Source organism: Acidianus brierleyi (genome assembly GCF_003201835.2).
Classification (GTDB): domain Archaea; phylum Thermoproteota; class Thermoprotei_A; order Sulfolobales; family Sulfolobaceae; genus Aramenus; species Aramenus brierleyi.
In genome coordinates, this window is record NZ_CP029289.2 from 2,623,963 (window position 1) to 2,646,651 (window position 22,689).

Sequence of the window (22,689 nt, forward strand, 5' to 3'; positions counted from 1 at the left end):
AATGCTACCAATAGTATATGCTATAGGGGCATCTTACGGTTCAGACGCTCTTTATTGGTGGGCATTAAACGTTATTTTCCCTGTAAGTTTGCTTATTTTTGTCTTCGGCGTAATTTATAGAATATCAAGGTATTTTATAGGAAGAAGGACTATAACTTATGCGTCTGCAGGATTCGGTTCAGAAGTTAAGGAAGCAGTTAAGGGAATCCCAACTCCTTTTGCTGCTGCAGGTAAAAAAGATCCATTCCTTATAATAGAAACTATATTTTGGCATATCTTCGTTCTTGGAGTAATAATAATTGTTGGTATTCATATTATAGCATGGAATTATATCTTCGGAGCTATTTTCGGAGTCTCTAATCCACTCTGGTTCTTATTTAAAATATCAACACCAGAACAATTTACTTCGGCATATCAAATGGGTATTTTAGGGAGTAATGCATATTCTCATGGAGGAATACTTAATCCATTAGGTGCGTGGAATTCTGCAGAAGTAGCTACTTCAACTTTTGATCCGTGGGGATTTCTATCTGTTCTGGTTAATGGTACTATGATGGCGCTAATAGCTTTAGCGGGCTTAGTAGGATATTTAACTACTAGAATAGTTGAGGATATAAAGGGAGATAAGAGGTTAAGCTCCGTAGGAGATTATACATTCTTAATATTATTATTATTGATAATAATTAGTGGAATAGGCGCTATGTATGATTTCTCTATACCATACTTAGGAATTCCAAATCAAGCTAACTGGTACGGTCTTCATATAGCGCTAGTCGGGGCTTTCATAGCATATATTCCATTTAGCAAGGGCTGGCATATGTTCGGTTATTATATAGGCAAGGGATTCAGAGGCTATACCTATGGGAGAAAAAGAGAATAAAGTATGTGGGGGATTTAAGGTGGAAAAAGGAAAGGTTAAAATTCAAAGACCGTTAGTTTCAAGAATTTTCGATGAAATGTCTCATTACGATGTTTGGGGAATACAGGAATGTATGAGATGTGGAGTATGCAGATTTACATGTCCGTTCTGGCTAGTAACAAAGAAGGGTACTGATGTGCCCGCATGGAGAACTTATGAAATAAATAAGATGTTTTCAATGTTTTATACGGGTTATGGAACAGTTGCAAGATATTTAAGACTTAGGAGAATAAGCTCTAAAGAGTTTAAGAGTTGGGTCGATTCGGCGTATAATTGTACTGCTTGTGGAGGGTGTACTGAAACTTCTCCACTAGAAATACCAAACTGGTATACTGCGTTATTATTAAGAAGGGTTCTGCATTTCACTGGGTTTAATCTTCCTGAAGTAGAGACATGGGCAGAGAACACTAAGAAATTCGGAAACGCGTTTGGTTTGGAGAATGAAAAATGGGTAGAGATGGCTAATAATTACGGTCTTCCAACGGATTCTAAAGATTCTGAAGTCTTGTATGTTCCAAGTGCGTTAGAAATAGTACAAGGTTACATTAACGAAGTAGGAACTATCATGATGAGTATGAAAGGAAAATGGACAGTTAGTAGTAAATTAAGTGATATAGGATATTATGCATATTTTGCAGGAGATTTCGAAACTGCAAGGGGTCAATTTAGTAAAATATATGAAGAAGCTAAGAGACTGGGAGTCAAAAAGATTGTAACTTCTGATGGAGCAGGTTACTTTTTCCTTAGATGGCAAGCTCCTAAGAGTCTTGGTTATAAACTAGATTTACAAGTGGAGCATCTAACAGAAACAGTTTATAACGCCTATAAGGAAAGTAAGATAAAAATAGATAAAGCAGATTTTAATGACGAAATTACTGTTCATGATTCTGAATTCATGAGTAGGTTAGGAGGTCTAGAAAAACCACCTAGAGAATTACTTAAGTTATCCTTACCTAAATTTAAAGAACCTAAACCTTCTCCATCATCTTATAACTTATTCACTTGCGGCCATCATTTAGAACTTATAAGAGATAAACAGGATATAGTAAAGAAAATGAGAGCTTATGCAGCGTCACAGTTAGGTAATTGGGCTAAGTCAGTAGTAACGTTTGATCCTAATTGCAAATTATCAATAGATAATGCAATAAGAGATTCACAAGGCGTAGAAAAATCCTATTATTATACAAATATATTATCGAAGGCGATTAAGAGTTGAGCTTTCTTATTAGATATTTATTTAAACAGAGTGGAATAGAAGATACAATAAAGGAAGCAATGGAAGAGATTACTTCCGATAAGGATTTCTTAGATTTGATAATAATTAGACCGTCTCCTCCTTCTAATTCCAAAGAAGAATTAATGAAATTAATAAAGAATCTTGGTTTGGACATAGAAATAAGAGATTCAAAGAATACAATAGATCCAATAAGGAGATCAACGGCTATATCTGCTAATGTAACTCCACTAGATATAGAGAATCCTATTGAAGTTTTATGGAAAATTGGAGAACATTTTAAAGGGACTAAATTTGGAAATTCTTAAGAACTCAAATTCAATCATTTTTTCTAAACCTTTTCCTTTTCAATTCATTAGAGAGTATTTTAAAAATGATAGCGATTACTTTACTGCTGGAAACGTTGAAGTATTAATAGAAAAAGAAGAGAAAAGTGAGGATTATACAAAATCGATATTGTTTTCTTCAGAAGGAGAAAAATCTCAGGAAATCTTTGATATGTTCCTAAGGTGGTTATCACTAAGAACTAGAGTTAATGAGTTTGTCTGGGCATATCAAATAAATTGTATAATTAAGGAAAAAGTAAATTTAAAATTCAATTTTCCTTCAGTCTTACCAATGGTAGGTAACGTTATGTTAACAGGTTTGATTTTAGCTAACGTAAAAAACTTAGATATGAACCAAAGAAAATTTACTATCATACAAATAGATAATGATATAAAAATAGTGAAACGTGATGAGAAATATATAAGTATATCACAAGTAAAGGACGAACTGAAGAAATTACTTTACGTAATTAATACTTCTAATTTAGGATATAAAAGTTCTTAATATTCTCATTAATAATACGATTTATGAATGCTAATTAAAATAAGTGATACAATATTTTAACCATAAAGTAAATATCCTAACGCAGAAATACATCATTACTTTTAGTATTTTGTAAAAACAGACAATAGTTGAGTTTAGTTTTATATCTTTAGTGTATAAACTTTACATATGGAAGTAAGAAAGAGGAAAACTAAGATAATAGCAACTTTAGGCCCGTCTTCTGAGAATTTTATAGACGAATTACTTAGAAACGTTGACATAATTAGGATAAATCTAGCTCATACATCTTCTATAGAGAAATACGTTAATATGATAGAAGGAAGAGTTCCTATTCTCTTAGATCTTCCTGGATCTAAATTTAGAATATTAAATGATAATATAATAAGTGTAAAAAAAGGACAGAGGCTTACTTTCGGTAATGAAATAAAAGTAGATGATAGTTTTTATTCACTAGTTAATGATGGAGACTTATTGACTATTGGAGATGGAGACTTAAAAATAATGGTAAATAAAGTTGAGGACAAAATAATTGGAACAGCTCTAGAAAATGGAATCATATATCCACATCGAGGCATATCTTTACCTAAAGAGATGCCATATGGAGTTACTGATAATGACTTAAGGTTGCTAGATAGTATTATGAGATTCGATCCAGATTTTATAGGAATTTCATTTGTAACTTCTGAATTGGATATTAAGAAAGTTAAAAATGTTACCAATGAAAAAAGTTGGATAGTTTCGAAGATAGAAAGAAAAGAGTCTCTAAATAATTTAGTTAATATAGCTAAGCTCTCGGACGTTCTAATGATAGCTAGAGGAGATTTGGGACTAGAAGTAGGCCTAGAAAATATTCCATTTATACAAAAATATATTATAAAATTAGGGAAAAAGACGAAGAAACCAGTTATTTTAGCTACACAAGTACTTGAATCTATGGTTAATTCTCCAACTCCAGTAAGAGCAGAAGTTATAGACATAGCGAACTCGATTTCTCAAGGAGTTGACGCAATAATGCTCAGTGACGAAACTGCTATAGGAAAACATCCATTAGAAGCTACTCAAGTACTTAATAAACTAATTTTAGGTATTGAAGGAAATATTAAAATTAAAGTTCCTGTAAAAATAGGAAGCTTGGAGGATTCAATTTATTTTTCAGCAATTATGAGCCTAAAGCTTAGTAAGGCTAAAGCACTAGTAATTTATTCTCCTTCAGGTAACGGAGCCATTAGAATTTCTAAGTTGAGACCTAATGTACCAATTATAGCATTAGTAAACAAGAACATTGAAAGAAAATTATCCATAGCTTTTGGAATATACACCGTTAAAATTGATCCTATCAACAGTGTAGACGAACTTATAAAAATAAGCAGAATAATTTCTATAGATTCTGGTTTAGCTAAAAAAGGAGATTCGTTAGTTATAACTGCAGAAAATTCAACAAAAATTGGTAAATTTATAAAGATAGAAGATATTAGGTAATACAATTAACTATTGGCGCACTACTACCGTAAGCTTCATTGATAATCTCCTGTAAGTAGCTTGCAGCGTTTACTAGAGTAGTTATATTATACATGTTTTGCATAACGTAAGTTATACTGTCTCCTTTAAGAACATTTGGATTTACAAGAGGAGTAGTTAGAACGTATGTACCATTAGGACCTGTTATTATTAGACCAAAATTGAGATGAGGTGGACTAACTATGTATGCAGAGGCGTTATGATAGCCTTCAACTGGAACTTGAGTTTCATATTCTATAAATAGCTTAGAAATATTTTGAGGAAGACTCTCTTCAAGTTCTTTCTTTCCTACGCTTATAAGATTTTGTACTGAAACTGGAGTTCCAGTCGGTGTAGCATTAAGATATTCGTTATAAGTATAGACTACGTTAAATTCTAAACTTGAATTCGGTGTAAATCCTGTAAATATTATTCCTGGTATGTTTGCAGCCACTTTATCATAAGGATCAGAATAGTGAGTATAATAACTTACTTTCCCATAGTGAGAAATTATCATGTAAATAACCCACGATGCTGTAGCACCTACTGGACATCCTATCCAAGACTGTTCAAATATTTCAACTTTCCCTGGTGGAGCATAATCTACATTACTTACTTTGATAAATTTACCAAAAGGTACTGTTTCAGAGACAGATTGACTACTCGTTTTAGGAACTAGCTCATAATAACTAATTCCAGCTATAATCACAATTAAAGCAATTATTGCAATTATAGTTTTCTTCATCATTAACAGAGTATAAGAGAGAATTTAAAAACCTTTATATATAGAGAGTTGAAAAAAGATTTAGATTTATATAAAAGTCATAAGATATGCTTAAGCATGAAATTACTTTCGTTCTCACCCACACCCATTGAAGAAAAAAGAGTCGGAATATATAAGAACGGTAAAGTTATAGATCTAGTTAAGGCCTACCAAATAATATACGACGCTGAGCCTCCAAACTGGTTTTACGATATGAAGAAATTAATTGAAGGTGGAAATGGACCTCTATACTTAATAAATAAACTCATGGAGGAGAATGAAGAAAAGTTATCATTGGCTACCTTGGATGCGGATAAAATAATATATTATCCTCCCATAGATAATCCAGAAAAAATATTTCTTATGGCAGTAAATTATAAGGCGCACGGTCAAGAAACTAGTACTTCTCCACCAAAAGAACCATATTTATTTACAAAATTCAATAACACGTTAATAGGTCATAATCAGTCCGTAATAATTCCTAAGTCATCACATAAGGTAGATCACGAAATAGAGTTAGCAGTAATAATTGGTAAAAAAGGGAAGTATGTAAATTCTTCCGATGCTGAAAAATATATTTTCGGATATACTATTTTAAATGATATCAGCTTTAGGGATAAGCAATTTCCATCAGAAGGGCCATATGGAATGAGATGGGTACATGGAAAAGGTATGGATACTGCAGCTCCATTGGGTCCGTGGATAGTTACTAAGGATGAAATAGTAAATCCGCATAACCTAAAATTAACGTTAAAAGTAAATGGTGAAATTAGACAGGAAGGTTATACTGAAGATATGATTTTCAGAATTGATAAAATTATAGAGTATGTAACTGACGGGATAACACTTAAGCCTGGGGATATAATATCTACAGGAACGCCTCCAGGAGTAGGATTAGCTTCTGGGAAATATCTTAGGCCAGGGGATGTAATGGAAGCTGAAATATCTAACATAGGCGTACTTAGGAATTATGTAGCAGAAGAGAAATAAATTCACGAATCTTTTAGCTATAACCATCCTATTTTATGCAAGTATGCAGTTAGCATAATTGCCAAGAATACTAATGGGGTTAGGAAGTACAGCGTATCTACTGTAGAAAAGTTAGAGGGTAAAGACGAGTAAGAAACAGCATAAATACTTGCAATAGCAGTTACTGGCAAAAATATGAAAGATATGGAAGTTAGTTTCTTTATAATTATATTTAGTTCGTTTTGAACCTCAGTTAAATAAATATTATACAAATCCGATGATCTTGTAATTAATATTTCAGTTCTTTCATACGCAAACGCAATTTCGTCTTGAATATCTTTGCTTATATATTTAGATAATTTCTTAGATACGTAATAAAGCGATGAAGAATCTGAATATAATGTCTGAATCTCTTTTCTTAAGTTTTTTATTGACGTCAAATCCTTGAGTTTACCTTCAGTTATACTGTCGAAAAGTGCGTCAAATTTCTCAAAAAGCTTTGTTCTTGTAATTCCTAAAGAATAGACTACCTCATCTAATATGCACTCTACTAACTTGTTAGATTCACAATTATCGAAATCAATTTCCTTTATCATTTCATAAATCTGTTTTGAGTATACTGTTAAATTTCCATTTAACAAGGATAAATATTGCGGAACACCATTTATATCGATCCTAGCGTAAAACCCATTATCTAAAAATATTACTCTATATATGTTTAGGTCATCTACTGAAATTGTAGGAGGTAGTTCTTGGAACTTTACTTCGCATTTCATAGAATTTAATGCATATAAAAAATATTAAACGTTGATTCTTCGTTAGTATTATCAGTAATTGCTTATCTTATATTTTTTCTATCATTAATAAATGGAATTTTATGGAATAATTAATGTAGTTTTTCCCAACTAATTTTATGTACTTTATCTAGAATATTATCCTAATCTAGAATATTATCCCAAGACTAAGGATACAATTTTTTGGAGAAGTACGAAATTATTTCTAAGTAAATCTTCATGTGAAATCATACAAAACGTTTTTGTGAATCTAAATAAATCTCACAACACTTATAGTTAATTCTGATTCTAGGAACTCTAGAATAATAGTATTGCATAAGAAAACTTGGCTATTGAATATGATGTTTTATGTATACGGAATCTTTATATACGGAGCTTCCGTATATAATAATTATGTCAGACGTAATTAGTGTAAGAGTATCGAAAGAGCTAAAGAAGAGAGCACAGGAACTGGGAATTAATATTAGAGAAGTGGTGGAAAAAGCCTTAGATAACGCAATAAGGGAAAAAGAGAAGGAAGAAATTAAGGAAACTACAATGAAAATTAAAGAATTAATGAGAGATGTAAGCGAAGATGACTGGATAAGAGATATTAAGGAGAGCAGAAATGAAAGATAATGAGTTTCTTTTCGACGCTTCGGCTTTATATTCGCTCCTAGATTATTCAGATAAATTAGACTTTAAGAGAAGTCACATACTTACATTAACCCTTTATGAGGTAGGAAATGCTATATGGAAGGAGTATTATTTACATAAAAAGGTTAAGGACCCTATAACTCTTTCGACGCTTTTTTATAAGTTTATGACAAAATTTAACGTAATAGGTAACCTCTTATTTGAAGGAGTGATGAAAATTGCCGTAGAAGAAGGTTTAAGTTATTATGACGCGTCTTATGTATACGCCGCTAAATCTTTAGGACTTGTCTTAGTATCCAATGACAAAGATCTGATTAGAAAAGCAAATGCTATTTCTTTAAAAGATTTCATTAAACTTATATAATAATTATATAATGAACGTACATACATTAGTTAATAATTTTTCATTCTTATATAAAAAAATTAAATGCGATCCTTTATGTAATTTTTCACAACTAATATTCAAAGGATTAAATGAAGTAAAAATACAGTGAGATTTTCAAGATAGAAGTAAGGAATGATACATAGATTGTGAATATTTTGTAACATACGATAAAATATATAAATTAGAATGAGATAAAAAACATGATAAAAATGAGGAAAGTTTGGATAGGGATAGTAGGAATTATATTAATTACTATTGTTATTCTTCTCGTATATCCTTCCATTTCTTTCCATCAAAATCTTGTCCTAGGAAAATTTTTTAAAATAAGTAATAAAGACTATGCTCCAAAAGGTAAAATAGTAATATGGTTCGTCACGTGGGTAGGATGTCCGGTAGGCGCATCGGATAGTTGGATACTTTATAGTTTTCTTCACAAAAATAACGTTAACGTTAACATTACACTACACTATTCCGACCCTAACGATAAAATAGGTCCTTTACCTGGGATAGTTTTCAGTAACGGAATTCCTAACACTTGCGTTCCATATAATTACTCCTCTGGAAACATTATTTTTAGTGTATGCTATATGATGAACGAATATTTTAACGAAACACCAAATGGAATTCCAGTATTACCAAATAATATCCTAAATACTGAAATCAAAGAAATTAAAGACGTACTTCCTCAATGGGTCTATTCTTTAGTATATTATTATAATGTTAAGGCAACATATAATATTAACGGAAAGACAATTTCTCCATCATACTATGTTAACCCTCACCACATAATTTCCACAATAGTTATTTCAGGTAAAGGAGGAACGTGGATTATGGTAGGACCAATGTACAATCTAACAGTTCTAAAGGGATTAACATATGAATATGTAATGCATAATTTGTATAATTTTTCGTGGTATAGAACTTCGTATCAAGAATTTTCAGAAACCGTAAATAAAGCTCAAGAATAGCATTTTATTATGTACCCTTATTTTTTATCTTAACAACGGGTTCAAAGGGGGCGGAAGACTCCATCCGTGGAGATAGATAGCTCCCCTTGTAAGGCTTATATACGTCTTTTTCAAATACCCTATTAATGTCTGACGTAGGGTTACGCTTTAGAGCGTACTGACGAAGAAACGTTGAGGGCGTTAAAAGCCCAGTTGAGGTTATCATGTGAAGTGTACGACATCCTACGCTGAGCAGATGCGTATTTTCATGAAAGAGATGGAAAAGGACTCACTAAGACGGAGTTGAGGCAACTAGCCCTCGACTTGAGAAAACAGGATGAACAGTATCAACAAATATATTCCCAAACACTGCAACAGATCGCAGACAGGTTCTACGATGCAAGACAGAGGTTCTTCGAAGGGATAGCACGTTACCCAAAAGAAATCACACAAATGGTATTGGTAGTTGACTTTAGCTTAAATATAAAGATTAGTTAAAGATGTATTCTATCTAATATTTTCGTTTTTCAAATTCTTCATCAATGTATTTTATCTTAAATAATATAAAAAACGAATAATTTTGGGACGTCCAGTGCTATACTTTACACTTAAGTCAATTAGTGACAAAAGCTACACTTGATAGTGCATTATAGAGATGTGACTAATATGTTTTATATGAGCGATTAAGCGTACAACAAAGGAAAAATGATATATTCATAATAAAATATGTATTAGATAGCTACTTATTTTTATGTGCAAAAATTGCACATATAAACTAAGAATATAGCCTATGTCAACTATATTATGAATAGATGATATATGATCCCATTTAAAACAGACCCTACTTTTTATCCATCTCCTAAGTCAGCTATGAAATCGAAACCAGAAGATCTAGCTTATGTAGCGTGTCTATATGAGGGAACCAAATTAGATAGACCAGACTTTATAGCTGTAGTTGACGTAAATCCGCACTCTCAGACGTATTCAAAAGTTGTAGGAAAAGTAGAACTTCCTTATAAAGGAGATGAATTGCACCATTTTGGTTGGAATGCTTGTAGTTCTGCATTATGCCCTAATGGAATTCCTGGAATTGAGAGGAGATATTTAATAGTTCCCGGTTTAAGATCATCTAGGATTTATGTAATAGATACTAAAGAAAATCCTAGAAATCCAAAGATAACTAAAATAATTGAGCCAGAAGAAGTTAAGGAAAAATCAGGATATAGTAGACTTCATACTGTTCATTGCGGTCCTAATGGAATATATATCAGTGCTTTTGGTAACACTGCTGGTGAAGGCCCCGGAGGAATATTGGTTTTAGATCATTTTAGTTTTAATGTCTTAGGAAGATGGGAGATAGATAGGGGAGACCAGTATCTAGCATACGATTTCTGGTGGAATTTACCAAATGAAGTAATGGTTACAAGTGAATGGGGAGTTCCAAATACTATAGAAGACGGTTTAAAAATAGAACATTTAAAAGATAGATATGGAAATAGAATACATTTCTGGGATCTTGAAAAAAGGAGAAAAATACAATCTATTACCTTAGGTGACGAAAATAGAATGGCATTAGAATTAAGACCTTTCCATGACCCTACAAAGCTTATGGGATTCATAAATATGGTAGTAAGTCTAAAGGATTTGAGTAGTTCTATATGGCTATGGTATTATGAGGGAGGAAAATGGAATGCTGAAAAAGTTATAGAAATTGAAGCAGAAAAAAGCGATACTCAACTCCCTGAGATATTGAAGCCTTTTAATGCAGTTCCACCATTAGTTACTGACATAGATCTATCATTAGATGATAAGTATCTATATGTAAGCTGTTGGGGAACTGGAGAAGTTAGAAAATATGATGTAAGTAATCCATTTAAACCATCATTAGTAGGAAAGGTAAAACTTGGGGGGATTGGTTCAAAAGAATATCATCCTTCAGGAGTAGAACTGAGTGGAGGTCCTCAGATGTTAGAGGTAAGTAGAGATGGAAAGAGAATTTACGTAACGAATTCATTATATAGCACTTGGGATAATCAGTTTTATCCTGGCGGGATAAGAGGATGGATGGTTAAGTTAAATTCGGAAGATGGTTTGAGATTGGATAAAGAGTTCTTAGTTGATTTTGGAGAAGCTAGAGCTCATCAAACTAGATTGAGTGGAGGAGATGCAAGTTCAGATTCTTATTGCTATCCTTAGTTTTCTTTTAGGAATTACAGAAGGTCTTAATGTCTATAAAGGGCCTCTTTTTTCTTTATATTTGAGAAAATTTAATAGAAAAATTGAAAGTTACACATTACCGTTTTTTATGATAATTTTTATTTTGTGGACAATTATTTTCGCTAAATTCAGCATAACATCTGTTCTCATGGTAGGTATTTTTATTGTATTAACATATTTAATGAAACTTCTTATCTGGAAGTATCATCATTACACTGGAAGTTTTAGTCCTAGTCTTATGACTGCAATAAAATGGGTATTAATAAACTCTTTAATAAACATGGAATTTATTCTTCCTTTATTTCTGGTATTAATGAACGTTTTATATTATTTTATTTATATTATAGCAAATTTTTCACCTAAAATTGTCTTATCGATCTCTAACGAAGATGTTTTAAGAGGATTTGCCATGTTGAACATGGAAATAATTAATATAATACTTGGGATAGTATTAGGGCTAATTCTAATTTTAATGAAGTAGTAACTAGTGACTATTCTATGTGTTAAAAGTTAATTCCATAGAATACTCTGTTAATTGGACTTATATTTTAACTACTTAATAATGTATATTTTAAAACTGATGAAAAATTTTATATGTTTAGCATTCATATATATTTGTTTAGTTAGAGAATTTTCTCTCAATAGATACATTTTAACAATACAAACTTTTTTATGTTTAATTTATTCATAATATATTAGATTTAATAAAAAAAGACTGATTTTTTAGAAGGTATTTACCATGATTATGATTGTAAAGAATATACTTTTCATTCTACATAAAATCTTTACTGATTTTACTTAAATATGCTTTGTAACTTCTTACTTGATATATAATTACATTTTTTAATGATACATTTCATTAATCATTTTAATTTATATCATAACTTATCTAATACAAATATTTAAATAAAATAAGTCATGTTCTAATACATATTTTATTATACCTGTATCATATTTTCATACTGTAATATCAAAAGGTGAGAAAAATGATCCCGTATATTATATTTATATTATCATTAATTTTAGTATTAATAACATTTTTAATGAAGAAAAAATTATACGCAATATCGTTATCAATAATTGCGATAACTATTAATTCTTATTTTCTTTTAAAATCAGGATTATTTACTAACTTCTTTGTTGGAACAAGAATAGGATCTTTTGGATTTACCGTAAACAGTCTAAATTATCCATTCTTGATTACAATACTTATTGTCTCAATACTCACTCTAATTTTTTCTTCTAAATATTTTGAAGGCAGAAAAATCAATTGGGGATTGTTCTCTGGATTCTTTTCTCTTTCGTCTGTTACATTAATCTATACAGTATTATCTACAAATCTCTTAGAATTATTAATATTTTTAGAAGTTTCGATTATTTCAGTATTCTTCCTAATTCTTCTTTATGGAAAAGAGGACAAAGAGAGAGCTTCCAGCATGTTTATATTATGGTCACAGATAGGAATGAGCCTTTTATTAGCCTCAATAATACTCATAGGCATAGGATTAAACACAATGGATATATATAAAACATACGGAATTTTTAATAACTTCTCGTCTTTTGGTTATGCCGTTCTAGTTTTTATGTTAGCTACTATAGGGATGATGATTAAAAGTGCTCAAGTAGGAGCCAATACGTGGTTACCTAAAACATATAAGGAATCCCCTAGTTCAGTAATAATTCTAAATAGTCTAGTAACTGGTATAAGCTTGTATATAGTTATTCTTTATTTTTATCTTTTTAACTCATTATCTTACTTAGCACCTATCTTTATAGGATGGGCAATATTATCAATGATTTACGGTGGAATTAATACATTTTCTCAAAATAATATGAATAAATTCCTGGGGTATTCAAGCATATCACAATTAGGCTACATGTTATTGGGAGCATCAATATCCTTCTTTATCGGTTTAAACTCCAGTGTTACAATTATACCATTAGGTATTTTAGCCTCAATATTTATCTATATTTCTATAGCTTTTGGAAAAGGAATATTATTTATGAGTGTTGGAGGAATAGAAAAAGAAGTTGAATACAAAGAGGACGGATTATTTAAATCATCTCCAATATATACTGCATTTTCCTTTATAGGCGTATTAAATGTACTAGGCTTACCTCCTACGATAGGATTTATAGGAGAAATATTATTAATCTTATCTTCAGCAGAGTTAATACAGAAAGCCGGAATATTGTTTATCCCAATCATAATAGGAATCTTAATTTCCATAGCCATATCCTCTGGATACGCTGCCCTCTTCTTTAAGAAAATATACGGTGGGAAAAAATTAAGTGCCAATCTCGATAAAAGTCTGTACACAGTAACCATGGGAATACTTTCTATCCTTAGTGTGATTTTATCTCTGGATCCCGAGATACTTTCGTCTTCATTTAACAATTTCGTTACATTTACTTCAGGAAATTATTTTATTTTGCCGTTAATAGTCTTTCTTCCATCTTTAGGTTCGTTCTTGGCACTAATTACTCCGAGTTCTTTAAGTCAGAATTTAAGAGGCTATATTTCTTTAGCTACAATAGGAATAGCTTCAGCTTTGGGAATTTATAATTTAATTAACATATTATCTGTCCCTCATACATTCATTTCAACCGTATTTTCATTCGATCTTTTCAGTTATTTTGCCTTTAGTTCTTCTCTAATGCAATCTATTATTTCAGTATTTGTTTTAGTAATATCCTTCTTTATTGCATTATATAGTATTGACTATATGAAAGAAGATAAAGTTTTGAGAAGATATTGGGGATTCTTTGGATTCTTCATAACATCCATGTTAGCTGTCGTACTATCAAATAATTTAATATTATTTCTCTTAGGTTGGGAAGGTACTTCATTAGCCTCATTTGCTTTAATAAGTTACTACTTAGACGATACTGAAAAGAATATAGTTGGAGATCCTGGAAAAATATTCTTTGGTATCAGAAATGTTTCTACACCCAGCGTAAGTGGTATAAGGGCGTTAATATTCACGAGAATGGCAGACGTTGGATTAATAGCTGGACTAGGTTATTTATTATTTGAAACTACTTTTTCTCAGTATTCCGGAATATCTGCATTGTATCCTCCAGGTACATCGATATTTGGATCATTATCTACATTTACTTCTCCATTTTCTATGATCATCCTTATATTACTATATATAGGTGGTTTATGTAAGAGTGCCCAATTCCCATTTACTCAGTGGCTCATAACAGCCATGACTGGGCCTACACCAGTTAGTGCATTGATTCATGCTGCTACAATGGTTAATCTAGGGGCGATTTTTACATTCCTTACATATCCCTTCTTAGTAGGTAATTCTAGTTTGAATTTATATACTTTCTTTGAATTTATGATTGCTATATCAGCTTTTACTGCAATATATACAAGTTTGAATGCATTAGTATCTAATGAGCAAAAAGTAATTTTAGCCAATTCTACGGCAGATCAGATTTCATTAATGATACTTTCATCTTCGATAGGAGGAATACTAACTCTATATTTCCATTCTATAGCTTATCTTTACACTGGAATTTCTATAGGCATACTACAAATGATAGCTCACGGATTATATAAAGCATCGTTATTTATGAATGCGGGTTCTGTAATTCATTACACTGAAAGTAGGTACATTGGTGAATATCCTTCTCTATATAAGAGATTAAAAAGCGTATTTACGCTTCAACTATTAGCTTCTCTAAACTTAGCGAGTATTCCACCACTAATAGGCTTTTGGGCACATTCCTTTATTGCATATTTAGTGTCTTTTAATCCGTACTTGGTTACTTTGTACTTAATTTTAGAATTTGCAAGCGCGATTTACATTATTAGGTACCTGGTAAGAACTTTCTTATGGAGAGGCGAAAATATGATTGGTATTGATCTACTTTACAAACCTCCAAGATACAGCTATGCTACGTTCTCATACTCAAATCACGATTTGCATAACTATTCAAAAGATGAAAATAGGTTAGGTAAATTAATGATTATCTCTCCAGGGTTATTAGTTGCAATAACTATCATAACAGGGGCTCTAATAGTAGGAATAACTAGATTCATGTCCACTCAAATGTTTGCAATTAAGGGATTCCTATCATTTAGTCTCTCGGATGCACTTATTTCGTTATTAGGCATAGTAGTAGCATATTTAGTATTTACAAGGAATATTCATATAGAGAAACTGAATCCAGTAATGGACTTCTTATATTCCGGATTCTTCATATATCCATTATTAGATAAGCTAGGAATGTACTCCATGAAATTCTTTAATAAGACATACGAAACCATAGAATATAACGGTTTATATACTGCACTAAATGTAAAATTACCTTTAATGGTAAGGAAGTTTGGTGGTTGGGCTGTAACAAAAGTACAAACTGGAATACTGAGGAACTATGTGGGATTCTACATAGTTGGATTAATAATGGTACTAATAATATTGCTTATTATAATCTAATTTTTTAAAATTAATATATTAAAAAAAATCAAGTTTTTACACTTTCTAATTTCATAATTGCGTTCATAGCTTCCTTAACGTGATTTGAGGCATTCATTTGAGAAGAATAAATATGGGTAATTTTTCCTTCTTTATCTATAACGAATGTTATTCTAGGAGGAATGAGGAGACCCTTAGCACCGTATAATTCCCTTATCTTGTTATCTGGATCACTAAGAAGTTTGAAAGGTAAACCGTATTTTTCTTTGAATTTCTTATGCGAATTAATGTCGTCTCCACTTACTCCCAATACTACAACTCCCATTTTTGTTAATTCGTCCCATTTCTCCTTAAAACTCAGAGCTTCTGTTCTGCATCCAGGAGTATCATCCTTAGGATAGAAGTATAATACTACGTACTTTCCTAGAAAATCTGATAATTTAACTCTTTTACCTTCATCATCTTCAGCTTCAAAATCTGGAGCTTTATCTCCTACTTTGAGTTTCATATCTTCACTTCCATGGTTGACTTTTTAAATTCTTTTTATAAATACTTTCTAATTTTTCATCACTAATTGAAAGAAATAACTTAAAAATCTAGTGTCTAATAGTTAGAATATAAAATATTAAATATTTAAGGATCTATTTAAGTTTATGGAGTATAAGTGGGTTGCACTGAGCAATACTACTGTAGGAATTTTAATGGCGACAATAAATGGTACCATTACGATAATTTCTCTCCCTGCAATATTTAGAGGAATAGACATAAATCCGTTTACTTCGTTCCAATACTTATTGTGGATCTTAATGGGATATAATATAGTAACAGCTACTCTTCTAGTATCCTTTGGTAGACTTTCTGATATGTACGGAAGAGTTAGACTTTACAATTTAGGTTTTCTTATATTCACTATAGGTTCAATACTTTTATCAATAACTCCAAACACTGGAAGTCTAGGAGCGTTAGAACTAATATTTTTTAGAATTATACAAGGTGTTGGAGGAGCTTTTCTAATGGCAAATAGTACGGCAATCCTAACTGATGCTTTTCCTTATACTGAAAGAGGAAAGGCTTTGGGAATAAACCAAATTGCGGGATTGGCGGGATCTCTTGTAGGATTGATTTTGGGAGGAATACTTTCAGTAATAAATTGGAGATACGTATTTTTAGTAAGCGTCCCTGTAGGAATCTTCGGAACAATATGGAGTTATACTAAATTGAAGGAATTAAGTAAGCCCAGTAGAAACGAGGGATTAGATCCTATAGGAAATATAACTTTCGGTTTAGGTCTTATATTAATATTAATCGGCGTAACTTACGGATTAATGCCTTACGGAACATCTCAAACTGGATGGGAAGATCCTTGGGTAATAACTTCCATGGTTGTCGGTACTGGACTTTTGGTATCTTTCCTTTATGTAGAAAAGAAAGTTAAATATCCCATGTTTAGGTTAGAACTCTTTAAGATAAGAATGTTTGCCGCAGGCAATATAGCAAGCATGTTAAGATCGTTCGCTTATGGGGGATTGATGATAATGATAATAATTTTCCTTCAAGGAATATGGTTACCATTACATGGATACAGTTATTCTGAGACACCGTTCTGGGCCGGAATATATACAATACCTTTAATGCTAGGATTCGTAACTATGGGACCCATAAGCGGATGGTTATCAGATAAACATGGAGCAAGACTATTATCTACTTTGGGAATGGTGATAGTAGGTATTGGATTTTTAGCATTAACCACCCTTCCATATAACTTCAATTATCCAGAATTTGCGTTAATAATTTTTGTAATGGGATTAGGTAATGGAATGTTTGCGTCTCCAAATACTGCATCAATAATGAATAGCGTACCTTCAAAATATAGGGGAGTAGCATCAGGAATGAGAGCTACTTTACAGAATAGTGGACAAACTGCTAGTATAGCTTTATTTTTTACCATAGTCATAATATCTCTTGCAGCTACACTTCCTCATGCCTTAGCTCAATCCGTCACTCAAGCGGGAGCACCTCAATTAGCTCCTTTAGTTCAAAAGGTTCCAGTTACTGGAGCACTTTTTGCGGCTTTCTTAGGTTATGATCCAGTAAAATCCATATTGTCCACATTACCCCAAAATATATTGTCCACAATACCATCAACTGCTATTTCCACAATGGAACAAAGAACGTGGTTTCCCACAGCTATAGCCCCAGCCTTCATGAGTTCCTTAAGAGATGCATTTTACGTAGGTGCAGGGATGTCATTTATTGCAGCAATTACATCCGCTCTTAGGGGAAGAATTCAAATAGCAGAACTCGAAGAAAAGGTTGGTAGAAATGCAGATAAATGAGGAAGATATACAGATTTTCAGTACTATAGCTAAGATACATAGGGCCATGCAGAGAGAATTAAATAGACGTTTACAGAAGCTTAATATTACCTATTTAGATTTCCTCATTTTGAAGGCTACAAACGAAGGACCTACTACGATGGTGGGATTAGCTAAAAGATTTTATATAACTCAAGCAGCAATTACTTCAGCCGTAGATAGATTAGAGAAGTATTATTTAGTTGAGAGAAAAAGAAATTCTAAGGACAGAAGAATAATCGTTATATCGATAACTCCTGAAGGTAAAAGAACTTTTGAAGAAGGCGTTAAAATATATAAGGCGTTCGCATCAGAGATTCTTGAGGATATGGGAGAAATGACTGACGTATTAATAAAATTAAATAGAATTTTAGAAAAAATGAATAATATTGAAGAAAAATAGTTTTATTCTATCCCCATACGTACCCTGAACTTGAGGAACTACTGGATGTAGACGTCGATGTGTTAGTGGAAGTACTGTAAGATGTGGGCGCAGTAGTATGCGATGTATGAACTGGTACCATAGCTAAGAATACTCCTCCTATTACTATCACTATAATTGAAATCACTATTATTGCCAATTCTATTGCCTTAGGTATTTTCATAGTTAACCAATCCTTTTAATTACTTATAAATGTTTTCCCAATTCTTGTAATTAATATTATTTTCAAATTATCTTCTAGATCCTATCCACGTTACTGTAGTTAAAGCTATTAGAATAATGTCAATAATTATTACTGCTATTACGTAAACATTAATAACTGGTAATGGTTTGCCTAGAATAGGCGCCGGAAATACTCTAGATTCAGTGACTAAAAGATAATTTATCCAATTATAGACCAAGAGTGGAAGATAAAGAATTCTTAAATTTATAAATAGAATTATTGCTCCGACTATCGCGAGAATAGAATCAATAATGAAAAAGTAGCCTACTATCGGTAGCAGTTTAACTAGAGACGCTGAAAGATATAGATGTATTGCTGCCCATACTATAAGTAAAGCTCCAGATATTACTCTTAACGGAAAATATAGTTGTTTTACGAGGCTCATATTCTCACCTCAAATTAAGATTTATTAAACTTTTTCCCAAATCTTAAATTATTATTAATTATTAACATCACTAATATGAGAACCTCTATCTTTCTTAAAGCAGAAATTTGGAATATCTTTAGTTACCTTGGAAAATTGTTTAAGATGGTTTCAGATATTATTTTTTTGATGTCTTAAAATCATGGAACAGGAACTAGCTTACGATAATCTCAGGAATATTTAGAAATTCATAACATATTAGAACAAGTTAATTATATTGATTTAGATATCTTATGAATATATGAACAGAACGTTTTTATATGAACACTGCAGAAAAAGATTTATTTTCTTGATATCATATCATTTACTATGCTAAAAATTGATGTGCATGCACATTATTTTCCACTTGATATTATAAAGGAATTTAAAAACAAACTTAATTTCTCCTTTAATATAAATAGCAATAAAATCAAGGTTATTGTAGGAAAGAATTCTTGGGAAGGAAGTGCCTATAATGGATTTTTAAATGAGGAGAAATTGATAGAAGATCTCCATAACAGTGAAGTAGATATAAGAATACTTTCTTTGGCACCAATTTCGTATCTATACGATGTTGACATAAATATAGCGTTAAGTTTTTATAAAAAATTTAATGATAAATTATCCGAAATTAGCGAAAAAAGTAAAGGTAAGTTTATGGGGATTGCAGGGATTCCACTTCAAGAACCTAGTATAGCGGTGGAGGAATTAAAAAGGGCTGTTAACGATCTTGGTCTTAAGGGCGTATTAATAGGTACTCATATATTAAATTGGAATCTGGATGATAAGAAATTCGAAGAACTCTTTCAAAGTGTTAGTTCTCTGAATATACCTATCCTTATTCACCCACAAATTACCGATATTATATGTAGCGAAAATTTAAGAAACTATTATTTTACTAACTTATTAGGAGTACCTATCGAAGATACTATAGCCGTAGCTTCATTGATAATGTCTGGCATGATCGAGAAATATAATCTAAGAGTAATAGTACCTCAAGGTGGAGGGTTTCTTCCATATCAGATTGGGAGAATCGATCACGGATATAAAGTTAGGGGGAATTCGGCAGATCTAAATAAAATACCAAGCGATTTTTTAAAGAATATGTATTTTGATAATATAGTATTTAATACTAAAGTATTAGAATTTCTCATTAACTTCGTAGGAGAAGATCATGTAGTATTAGGAAGCGATTATCCATTTAAAATGGGCTACTATAAACCATATGAAATAATAGAGAAAATTAAAATTAGTGAAGAAGATAAAGATAAAATAGCAGAGAAAAATGCTAGATTATTATTTCACATATGATTTTATAAAATTCTATGTCTCTCATACCAATTTTTAAATTCCTTATATCTTCTATCAATTATTTCTGCCATATAACTTTTTGGATCTAAATTCTCTACCCTAAATTTTGGTCTAATAATGTCCTCTATCGTAACATTTTCTAAACTTTGTACTGTCTCCTTGCCATAGATTTCCTCTAGCATTGTTCTCCCCTCATTAGTAGCATAACTTAAATTCCACTTAACATTATAATCTGACATTACACTTACTTTATAATTAGGAAATTCTTTGGAAATTTTATATTTAGCTTGAATAGCTATCATATCAGCTAACGTGCAGCCCTTATTTGCTGTAAAAATAAGTCTAACAGTAATCTTATCTTCATCAATATTAATCTCTCTCACTAATCCTAGATCATATATATTTATAGGAATCTCTGGATCGTAAATTTCCTTCAAAATATCTATAATTTTTTCTATCATAATCCTAATCCCTTTAGGAATTCTTCATGACCATTTCGAATATCCTTTACTATATTATCATATTCTTGTTTAAACACGTCTTTGAATCCCTCAATAGAGCTATAAGTCTCTTCCTTCCAATCGTTTAGCCATGGTCTAACAACGTCTCTTAAAGACGGTTCTTTATTAAATGCGTAGTTAAACAATTCAGTAATTTGATGCCTATGCCTCAATGTATCATTATAAAATGAACTATGTATATGCTTCAAGATTTCATCTCCTCTTGAAGTACCTAAGCTTGATAATCCGTTTAATAGTAATTCATCATATACATATTTTACTGCTAAGTTAAACGCTGTTAACGCTTCTCCTGAATCATACGTAACTAACATTTTCTCTAGTAATTTTCTAGTAGGCTGAAATATCGAACTTCTTTCAAACTGATCTCTCCCTCGTGTACCGAATGCGTATGACGGATATACGAAATCGAGCATCTTTATCCTTTGGGCAATTCTTTGCACTCTTCTTAGATGATCCATTCCCATGAAAACAAATACGTTTGTAACGCTACTAGTAGGGCTCATACTAGCTAAGTACATGGACTCCATTTGAAATATATGCCATATATATTTTATTGGATCATAAACGTCTCTATAAAACTCCAATGATTCTTCACTTAAGTTCAAATCATATTTTGAACTAACTATTTCTTCATAAATTTTATCTAAAAATGTTTCATTATCGTCTGCCATATTATTATAATTCCAATACGTTAACTTGTAAGGATCCTCATAATCGTGCCATTGCCTTCTTTCAAATAATGGTTTAATAAATGGTGAATTATCCCTAAAATGTCTATACCATTTTTGTGTAAGATGATCAGTACCTAACTCAAAAGGTCCTTTATCATATATGTATGTAGGTGATTTAGGATCAGCCCAATAGGATAAAGCATAGGTAACTATTTGATATTCAGATGGCTTTTTCTTACCTATTTTTTTCTCTAGTAAAGGCCAAGTTGCCCATACTCTTTTATATCCTTTATATTCATAATCTCTGTAGAATTTATCTCCTTCACCAGATTTAAATGCACCGAAAAGTTCCTTATATCTTTTATACCATTCTAAATCTTCTAACTTAGTCATTTTCATCACCTCTCTAAATACCACATTATATGATCTCCTCTTACTTCTATCTTTCCTGCAAATGCACTCATTCTAACTTCTATCTCTCCTGGAAATCTAATCTCTTCTCCGGCTACACGTTCTAATGTATCTTTATTTAGGATTAGCTTTCTCTCTCCTACTACTCGTATATATGAACCTCTATCTATTACTCCGATAAAATTACTTGGATTATCTGCTGCTATAGCCTCTATAACTGCGAACGCTATCTCGTCTTTTGTGAGAACTGGGCCTACTATATCTGGCGGTAATTTATCTATAGTTAATTCATATTTATTTAAAATATTTTCTATAGTTAATTCTTCACTCATTTTTCCACCTCTGCTATTTTTTGAGATTCGGAATACATTTTAAACCACTTAACCTTGAACTCTAATTGAGGAATATTGGGAACTTTTACAAAAATTTCGTTCCCCTCAACTTTTACATCTAAAGGAAAAAGAGAACTTCCTTCAGGATTTATACTTTTACCAGAAACTGCGTCATATTCCCATAGGTGAACTGGACAAGTTATTCTGTCTTCACCATCAAAAGAATATGGCTCAAGCAGACCTAAGGCATGTGCGCATCTTCCATAGTATGCTTTAATATCACCTTTTACGTTCAATACAAGTACATCATATTTATTGATTTCGAATAATTTAGCTTCTCCCTCGAATATATCATCTATATTACAGACTTTAACAAATGTTCCAGGATAATTCAACATA

The 22,689-nt window shown here is 31.6% G+C and carries 24 protein-coding genes and 1 pseudogene; 16 read left to right on the forward strand and 9 right to left on the reverse strand.

All coding sequences use genetic code 11. From position 1 onward, the window contains the following. Position 1: 1 nt before the first annotated feature. From DFR85_RS30065 to pyk, 5 genes are all read left to right on the forward strand, one after another. Entirely contained in the window at positions 2 to 880 is an 879-nt protein-coding gene (locus tag DFR85_RS30065; RefSeq protein ID WP_110271453.1) for a hypothetical protein, read from the forward strand. Then, on the forward strand, positions 861 to 2,135 hold the full coding sequence (locus DFR85_RS30070) for a (Fe-S)-binding protein (protein ID WP_110271454.1): 1,275 nt from the start codon (positions 861 to 863) through the stop codon (positions 2,133 to 2,135). Before DFR85_RS30065 ends, DFR85_RS30070 begins: the two co-directional genes overlap by 20 nt. After that, entirely contained in the window at positions 2,132 to 2,461 is a 330-nt protein-coding gene (locus tag DFR85_RS30075; RefSeq protein ID WP_110271455.1) for a hypothetical protein, read from the forward strand. Before DFR85_RS30070 ends, DFR85_RS30075 begins: the two co-directional genes overlap by 4 nt. Next, positions 2,448 to 2,984, forward strand: a complete 537-nt coding sequence (locus DFR85_RS30080) for a hypothetical protein (RefSeq protein ID WP_110271456.1) — start codon at positions 2,448 to 2,450, stop codon at positions 2,982 to 2,984. The genes DFR85_RS30075 and DFR85_RS30080 overlap by 14 nt, the downstream gene beginning before the upstream one ends. 168 nt (positions 2,985 to 3,152) lie before the next feature. Continuing rightward, on the forward strand, positions 3,153 to 4,463 hold the full coding sequence (pyk, locus tag DFR85_RS30085) for a pyruvate kinase (RefSeq protein WP_110271457.1): 1,311 nt from the start codon (positions 3,153 to 3,155) through the stop codon (positions 4,461 to 4,463). Here the strand turns inward: pyk and DFR85_RS30090 are convergent. Continuing rightward, entirely contained in the window at positions 4,456 to 5,229 is a 774-nt protein-coding gene (locus DFR85_RS30090; protein WP_110271458.1) for a DUF929 domain-containing protein, read from the reverse strand. The two genes, pyk and DFR85_RS30090, sit on opposite strands and share 8 nt — an antisense overlap. A gap of 93 nt (positions 5,230 to 5,322) precedes the next feature. On the opposite strand from DFR85_RS30090, the gene DFR85_RS30095 reads away from it, so the two are divergent. Further along, positions 5,323 to 6,234 (forward strand): fumarylacetoacetate hydrolase family protein, encoded by a 912-nt coding sequence (locus DFR85_RS30095; protein WP_110271459.1) that lies wholly within the window; start codon positions 5,323 to 5,325, stop codon positions 6,232 to 6,234. 17 nt (positions 6,235 to 6,251) lie between these two features. Here DFR85_RS30095 and DFR85_RS30100 read toward each other — a convergent pair whose 3' ends face one another. Then, positions 6,252 to 6,989: a CorA family divalent cation transporter gene (locus tag DFR85_RS30100; RefSeq protein ID WP_110271460.1), complete on the reverse strand. Its 738-nt coding sequence runs from the start codon at positions 6,987 to 6,989 to the stop codon at positions 6,252 to 6,254. 411 nt (positions 6,990 to 7,400) lie between these two features. Here DFR85_RS30100 and DFR85_RS30105 point away from each other — a divergent pair, with 411 nt between their 5' ends. From DFR85_RS30105 to DFR85_RS30130, 7 genes and pseudogenes are all read left to right on the forward strand, one after another. Then, positions 7,401 to 7,625, forward strand: a complete 225-nt coding sequence (locus DFR85_RS30105; RefSeq protein WP_110271933.1) for a type II toxin-antitoxin system CcdA family antitoxin — start codon at positions 7,401 to 7,403, stop codon at positions 7,623 to 7,625. Then, positions 7,615 to 8,007, forward strand: a complete 393-nt coding sequence (locus DFR85_RS30110) for a type II toxin-antitoxin system VapC family toxin (protein ID WP_110271461.1) — start codon at positions 7,615 to 7,617, stop codon at positions 8,005 to 8,007. Before DFR85_RS30105 ends, DFR85_RS30110 begins: the two co-directional genes overlap by 11 nt. A gap of 221 nt (positions 8,008 to 8,228) precedes the next feature. Continuing rightward, a complete protein-coding gene (locus DFR85_RS30115) occupies positions 8,229 to 8,996 on the forward strand; it encodes a DUF929 family protein (protein WP_110271462.1) in 768 nt (255 codons plus the stop codon). Between the two features lie 125 nt (positions 8,997 to 9,121). Next, positions 9,122 to 9,419: pseudogene (locus DFR85_RS31710) on the forward strand (RNA-guided endonuclease InsQ/TnpB family protein); the annotation flags it as partial. 375 nt (positions 9,420 to 9,794) lie between these two features. Continuing rightward, positions 9,795 to 11,171, forward strand: coding sequence for a selenium-binding family protein (locus tag DFR85_RS30120; RefSeq protein WP_168367220.1), 1,377 nt, complete (start codon positions 9,795 to 9,797; stop codon positions 11,169 to 11,171). Then, the gene (locus DFR85_RS30125) at positions 11,140 to 11,673 is read left to right on the forward strand and encodes a hypothetical protein (RefSeq protein ID WP_110271463.1); all 534 of its coding nucleotides are present in this window, start codon (positions 11,140 to 11,142) and stop codon (positions 11,671 to 11,673) included. The genes DFR85_RS30120 and DFR85_RS30125 overlap by 32 nt, the downstream gene beginning before the upstream one ends. Before the next feature lie 505 nt (positions 11,674 to 12,178). Then, positions 12,179 to 15,643 carry a proton-conducting transporter transmembrane domain-containing protein gene (locus DFR85_RS30130; protein ID WP_110271464.1) on the forward strand — a complete coding sequence of 1,155 codons (3,465 nt, stop codon included), beginning with the start codon at positions 12,179 to 12,181 and terminating at the stop codon, positions 15,641 to 15,643. Between the two features lie 28 nt (positions 15,644 to 15,671). Here DFR85_RS30130 and DFR85_RS30135 read toward each other — a convergent pair whose 3' ends face one another. Next, entirely contained in the window at positions 15,672 to 16,130 is a 459-nt protein-coding gene (locus DFR85_RS30135; protein ID WP_110271465.1) for a peroxiredoxin, read from the reverse strand. A 145-nt stretch (positions 16,131 to 16,275) separates the two neighbouring features. On the opposite strand from DFR85_RS30135, the gene DFR85_RS30140 reads away from it, so the two are divergent. Both DFR85_RS30140 and DFR85_RS30145 read left to right on the forward strand, forming a co-directional pair. Further along, positions 16,276 to 17,958: an MFS transporter gene (locus tag DFR85_RS30140; protein WP_110271466.1), complete on the forward strand. Its 1,683-nt coding sequence runs from the start codon at positions 16,276 to 16,278 to the stop codon at positions 17,956 to 17,958. Further along, complete coding sequence (locus DFR85_RS30145) at positions 17,945 to 18,379, forward strand: MarR family winged helix-turn-helix transcriptional regulator (RefSeq protein ID WP_110271467.1); 435 nt, start codon at positions 17,945 to 17,947, stop codon at positions 18,377 to 18,379. The genes DFR85_RS30140 and DFR85_RS30145 overlap by 14 nt, the downstream gene beginning before the upstream one ends. A 7-nt stretch (positions 18,380 to 18,386) precedes the next feature. Here the strand turns inward: DFR85_RS30145 and DFR85_RS30150 are convergent, their stop codons facing one another. Both DFR85_RS30150 and DFR85_RS30155 read right to left on the reverse strand, forming a co-directional pair. Further along, positions 18,387 to 18,581, reverse strand: a complete 195-nt coding sequence (locus tag DFR85_RS30150; protein ID WP_110271468.1) for a sulfocyanin — start codon at positions 18,579 to 18,581, stop codon at positions 18,387 to 18,389. Between the two features lie 67 nt (positions 18,582 to 18,648). Further along, positions 18,649 to 19,026: a hypothetical protein gene (locus tag DFR85_RS30155; protein WP_110271469.1), complete on the reverse strand. Its 378-nt coding sequence runs from the start codon at positions 19,024 to 19,026 to the stop codon at positions 18,649 to 18,651. Positions 19,027 to 19,374: 348 nt separating this feature from the next. Here DFR85_RS30155 and DFR85_RS30160 point away from each other — a divergent pair, with 348 nt between their 5' ends. Then, complete coding sequence (locus tag DFR85_RS30160) at positions 19,375 to 20,355, forward strand: amidohydrolase family protein (protein ID WP_110271470.1); 981 nt, start codon at positions 19,375 to 19,377, stop codon at positions 20,353 to 20,355. A gap of 2 nt (positions 20,356 to 20,357) precedes the next feature. Here the strand turns inward: DFR85_RS30160 and DFR85_RS30165 are convergent, their stop codons facing one another. From DFR85_RS30165 to DFR85_RS30180, 4 genes are read right to left on the reverse strand one after another with little or no spacing between them, the layout of a single operon-like run. Beyond that, positions 20,358 to 20,816 carry a metal-sulfur cluster assembly factor gene (locus DFR85_RS30165; protein WP_168367221.1) on the reverse strand — a complete coding sequence of 153 codons (459 nt, stop codon included), beginning with the start codon at positions 20,814 to 20,816 and terminating at the stop codon, positions 20,358 to 20,360. After that, a complete protein-coding gene (locus DFR85_RS30170) occupies positions 20,813 to 21,940 on the reverse strand; it encodes a ferritin family protein (protein ID WP_110271934.1) in 1,128 nt (375 codons plus the stop codon). Before DFR85_RS30170 ends, DFR85_RS30165 begins: the two co-directional genes overlap by 4 nt. A 5-nt stretch (positions 21,941 to 21,945) precedes the next feature. Continuing rightward, positions 21,946 to 22,290 (reverse strand): MmoB/DmpM family protein, encoded by a 345-nt coding sequence (locus tag DFR85_RS30175; protein WP_110271472.1) that lies wholly within the window; start codon positions 22,288 to 22,290, stop codon positions 21,946 to 21,948. Beyond that, the gene (locus DFR85_RS30180; protein WP_246252921.1) at positions 22,287 to 22,688 is read right to left on the reverse strand and encodes a Rieske 2Fe-2S domain-containing protein; all 402 of its coding nucleotides are present in this window, start codon (positions 22,686 to 22,688) and stop codon (positions 22,287 to 22,289) included. Before DFR85_RS30180 ends, DFR85_RS30175 begins: the two co-directional genes overlap by 4 nt. Position 22,689: the final 1 nt, after the last annotated feature.

Excerpts from the sequence above, each read along its gene's own strand:
- DFR85_RS30065 (WP_110271453.1), top strand. The coding sequence starts at position 2 with ATGCTACCAATAGTATATGCTATAGGGGCATCTTACGGTTCAGACGCT.
- DFR85_RS30070 (WP_110271454.1), top strand. The coding sequence starts at position 861 with ATGGGAGAAAAAGAGAATAAAGTATGTGGGGGATTTAAGGTGGAAAAA.
- pyk (WP_110271457.1), top strand. The coding sequence starts at position 3,153 with ATGGAAGTAAGAAAGAGGAAAACTAAGATAATAGCAACTTTAGGCCCG.
- DFR85_RS30090 (WP_110271458.1), bottom strand. The coding sequence starts at position 5,229 with ATGATGAAGAAAACTATAATTGCAATAATTGCTTTAATTGTGATTATA.
- DFR85_RS30095 (WP_110271459.1), top strand. The coding sequence starts at position 5,323 with ATGAAATTACTTTCGTTCTCACCCACACCCATTGAAGAAAAAAGAGTC.
- DFR85_RS30100 (WP_110271460.1), bottom strand. The coding sequence starts at position 6,989 with ATGAAATGCGAAGTAAAGTTCCAAGAACTACCTCCTACAATTTCAGTA.
- DFR85_RS30105 (WP_110271933.1), top strand. The coding sequence starts at position 7,401 with ATGTCAGACGTAATTAGTGTAAGAGTATCGAAAGAGCTAAAGAAGAGA.
- DFR85_RS30110 (WP_110271461.1), top strand. The coding sequence starts at position 7,615 with ATGAAAGATAATGAGTTTCTTTTCGACGCTTCGGCTTTATATTCGCTC.
- DFR85_RS30115 (WP_110271462.1), top strand. The coding sequence starts at position 8,229 with ATGATAAAAATGAGGAAAGTTTGGATAGGGATAGTAGGAATTATATTA.
- DFR85_RS30120 (WP_168367220.1), top strand. The coding sequence starts at position 9,795 with ATGATCCCATTTAAAACAGACCCTACTTTTTATCCATCTCCTAAGTCA.
- DFR85_RS30125 (WP_110271463.1), top strand. The coding sequence starts at position 11,140 with ATGCAAGTTCAGATTCTTATTGCTATCCTTAGTTTTCTTTTAGGAATT.
- DFR85_RS30130 (WP_110271464.1), top strand. The coding sequence starts at position 12,179 with ATGATCCCGTATATTATATTTATATTATCATTAATTTTAGTATTAATA.
- DFR85_RS30135 (WP_110271465.1), bottom strand. The coding sequence starts at position 16,130 with ATGAAACTCAAAGTAGGAGATAAAGCTCCAGATTTTGAAGCTGAAGAT.
- DFR85_RS30140 (WP_110271466.1), top strand. The coding sequence starts at position 16,276 with ATGGAGTATAAGTGGGTTGCACTGAGCAATACTACTGTAGGAATTTTA.
- DFR85_RS30145 (WP_110271467.1), top strand. The coding sequence starts at position 17,945 with ATGCAGATAAATGAGGAAGATATACAGATTTTCAGTACTATAGCTAAG.
- DFR85_RS30150 (WP_110271468.1), bottom strand. The coding sequence starts at position 18,581 with ATGAAAATACCTAAGGCAATAGAATTGGCAATAATAGTGATTTCAATT.
- DFR85_RS30155 (WP_110271469.1), bottom strand. The coding sequence starts at position 19,026 with ATGAGCCTCGTAAAACAACTATATTTTCCGTTAAGAGTAATATCTGGA.
- DFR85_RS30160 (WP_110271470.1), top strand. The coding sequence starts at position 19,375 with ATGCTAAAAATTGATGTGCATGCACATTATTTTCCACTTGATATTATA.
- DFR85_RS30165 (WP_168367221.1), bottom strand. The coding sequence starts at position 20,816 with ATGATAGAAAAAATTATAGATATTTTGAAGGAAATTTACGATCCAGAG.
- DFR85_RS30170 (WP_110271934.1), bottom strand. The coding sequence starts at position 21,940 with ATGACTAAGTTAGAAGATTTAGAATGGTATAAAAGATATAAGGAACTT.
- DFR85_RS30175 (WP_110271472.1), bottom strand. The coding sequence starts at position 22,290 with ATGAGTGAAGAATTAACTATAGAAAATATTTTAAATAAATATGAATTA.
- DFR85_RS30180 (WP_246252921.1), bottom strand. The coding sequence starts at position 22,688 with ATGTTGAATTATCCTGGAACATTTGTTAAAGTCTGTAATATAGATGAT.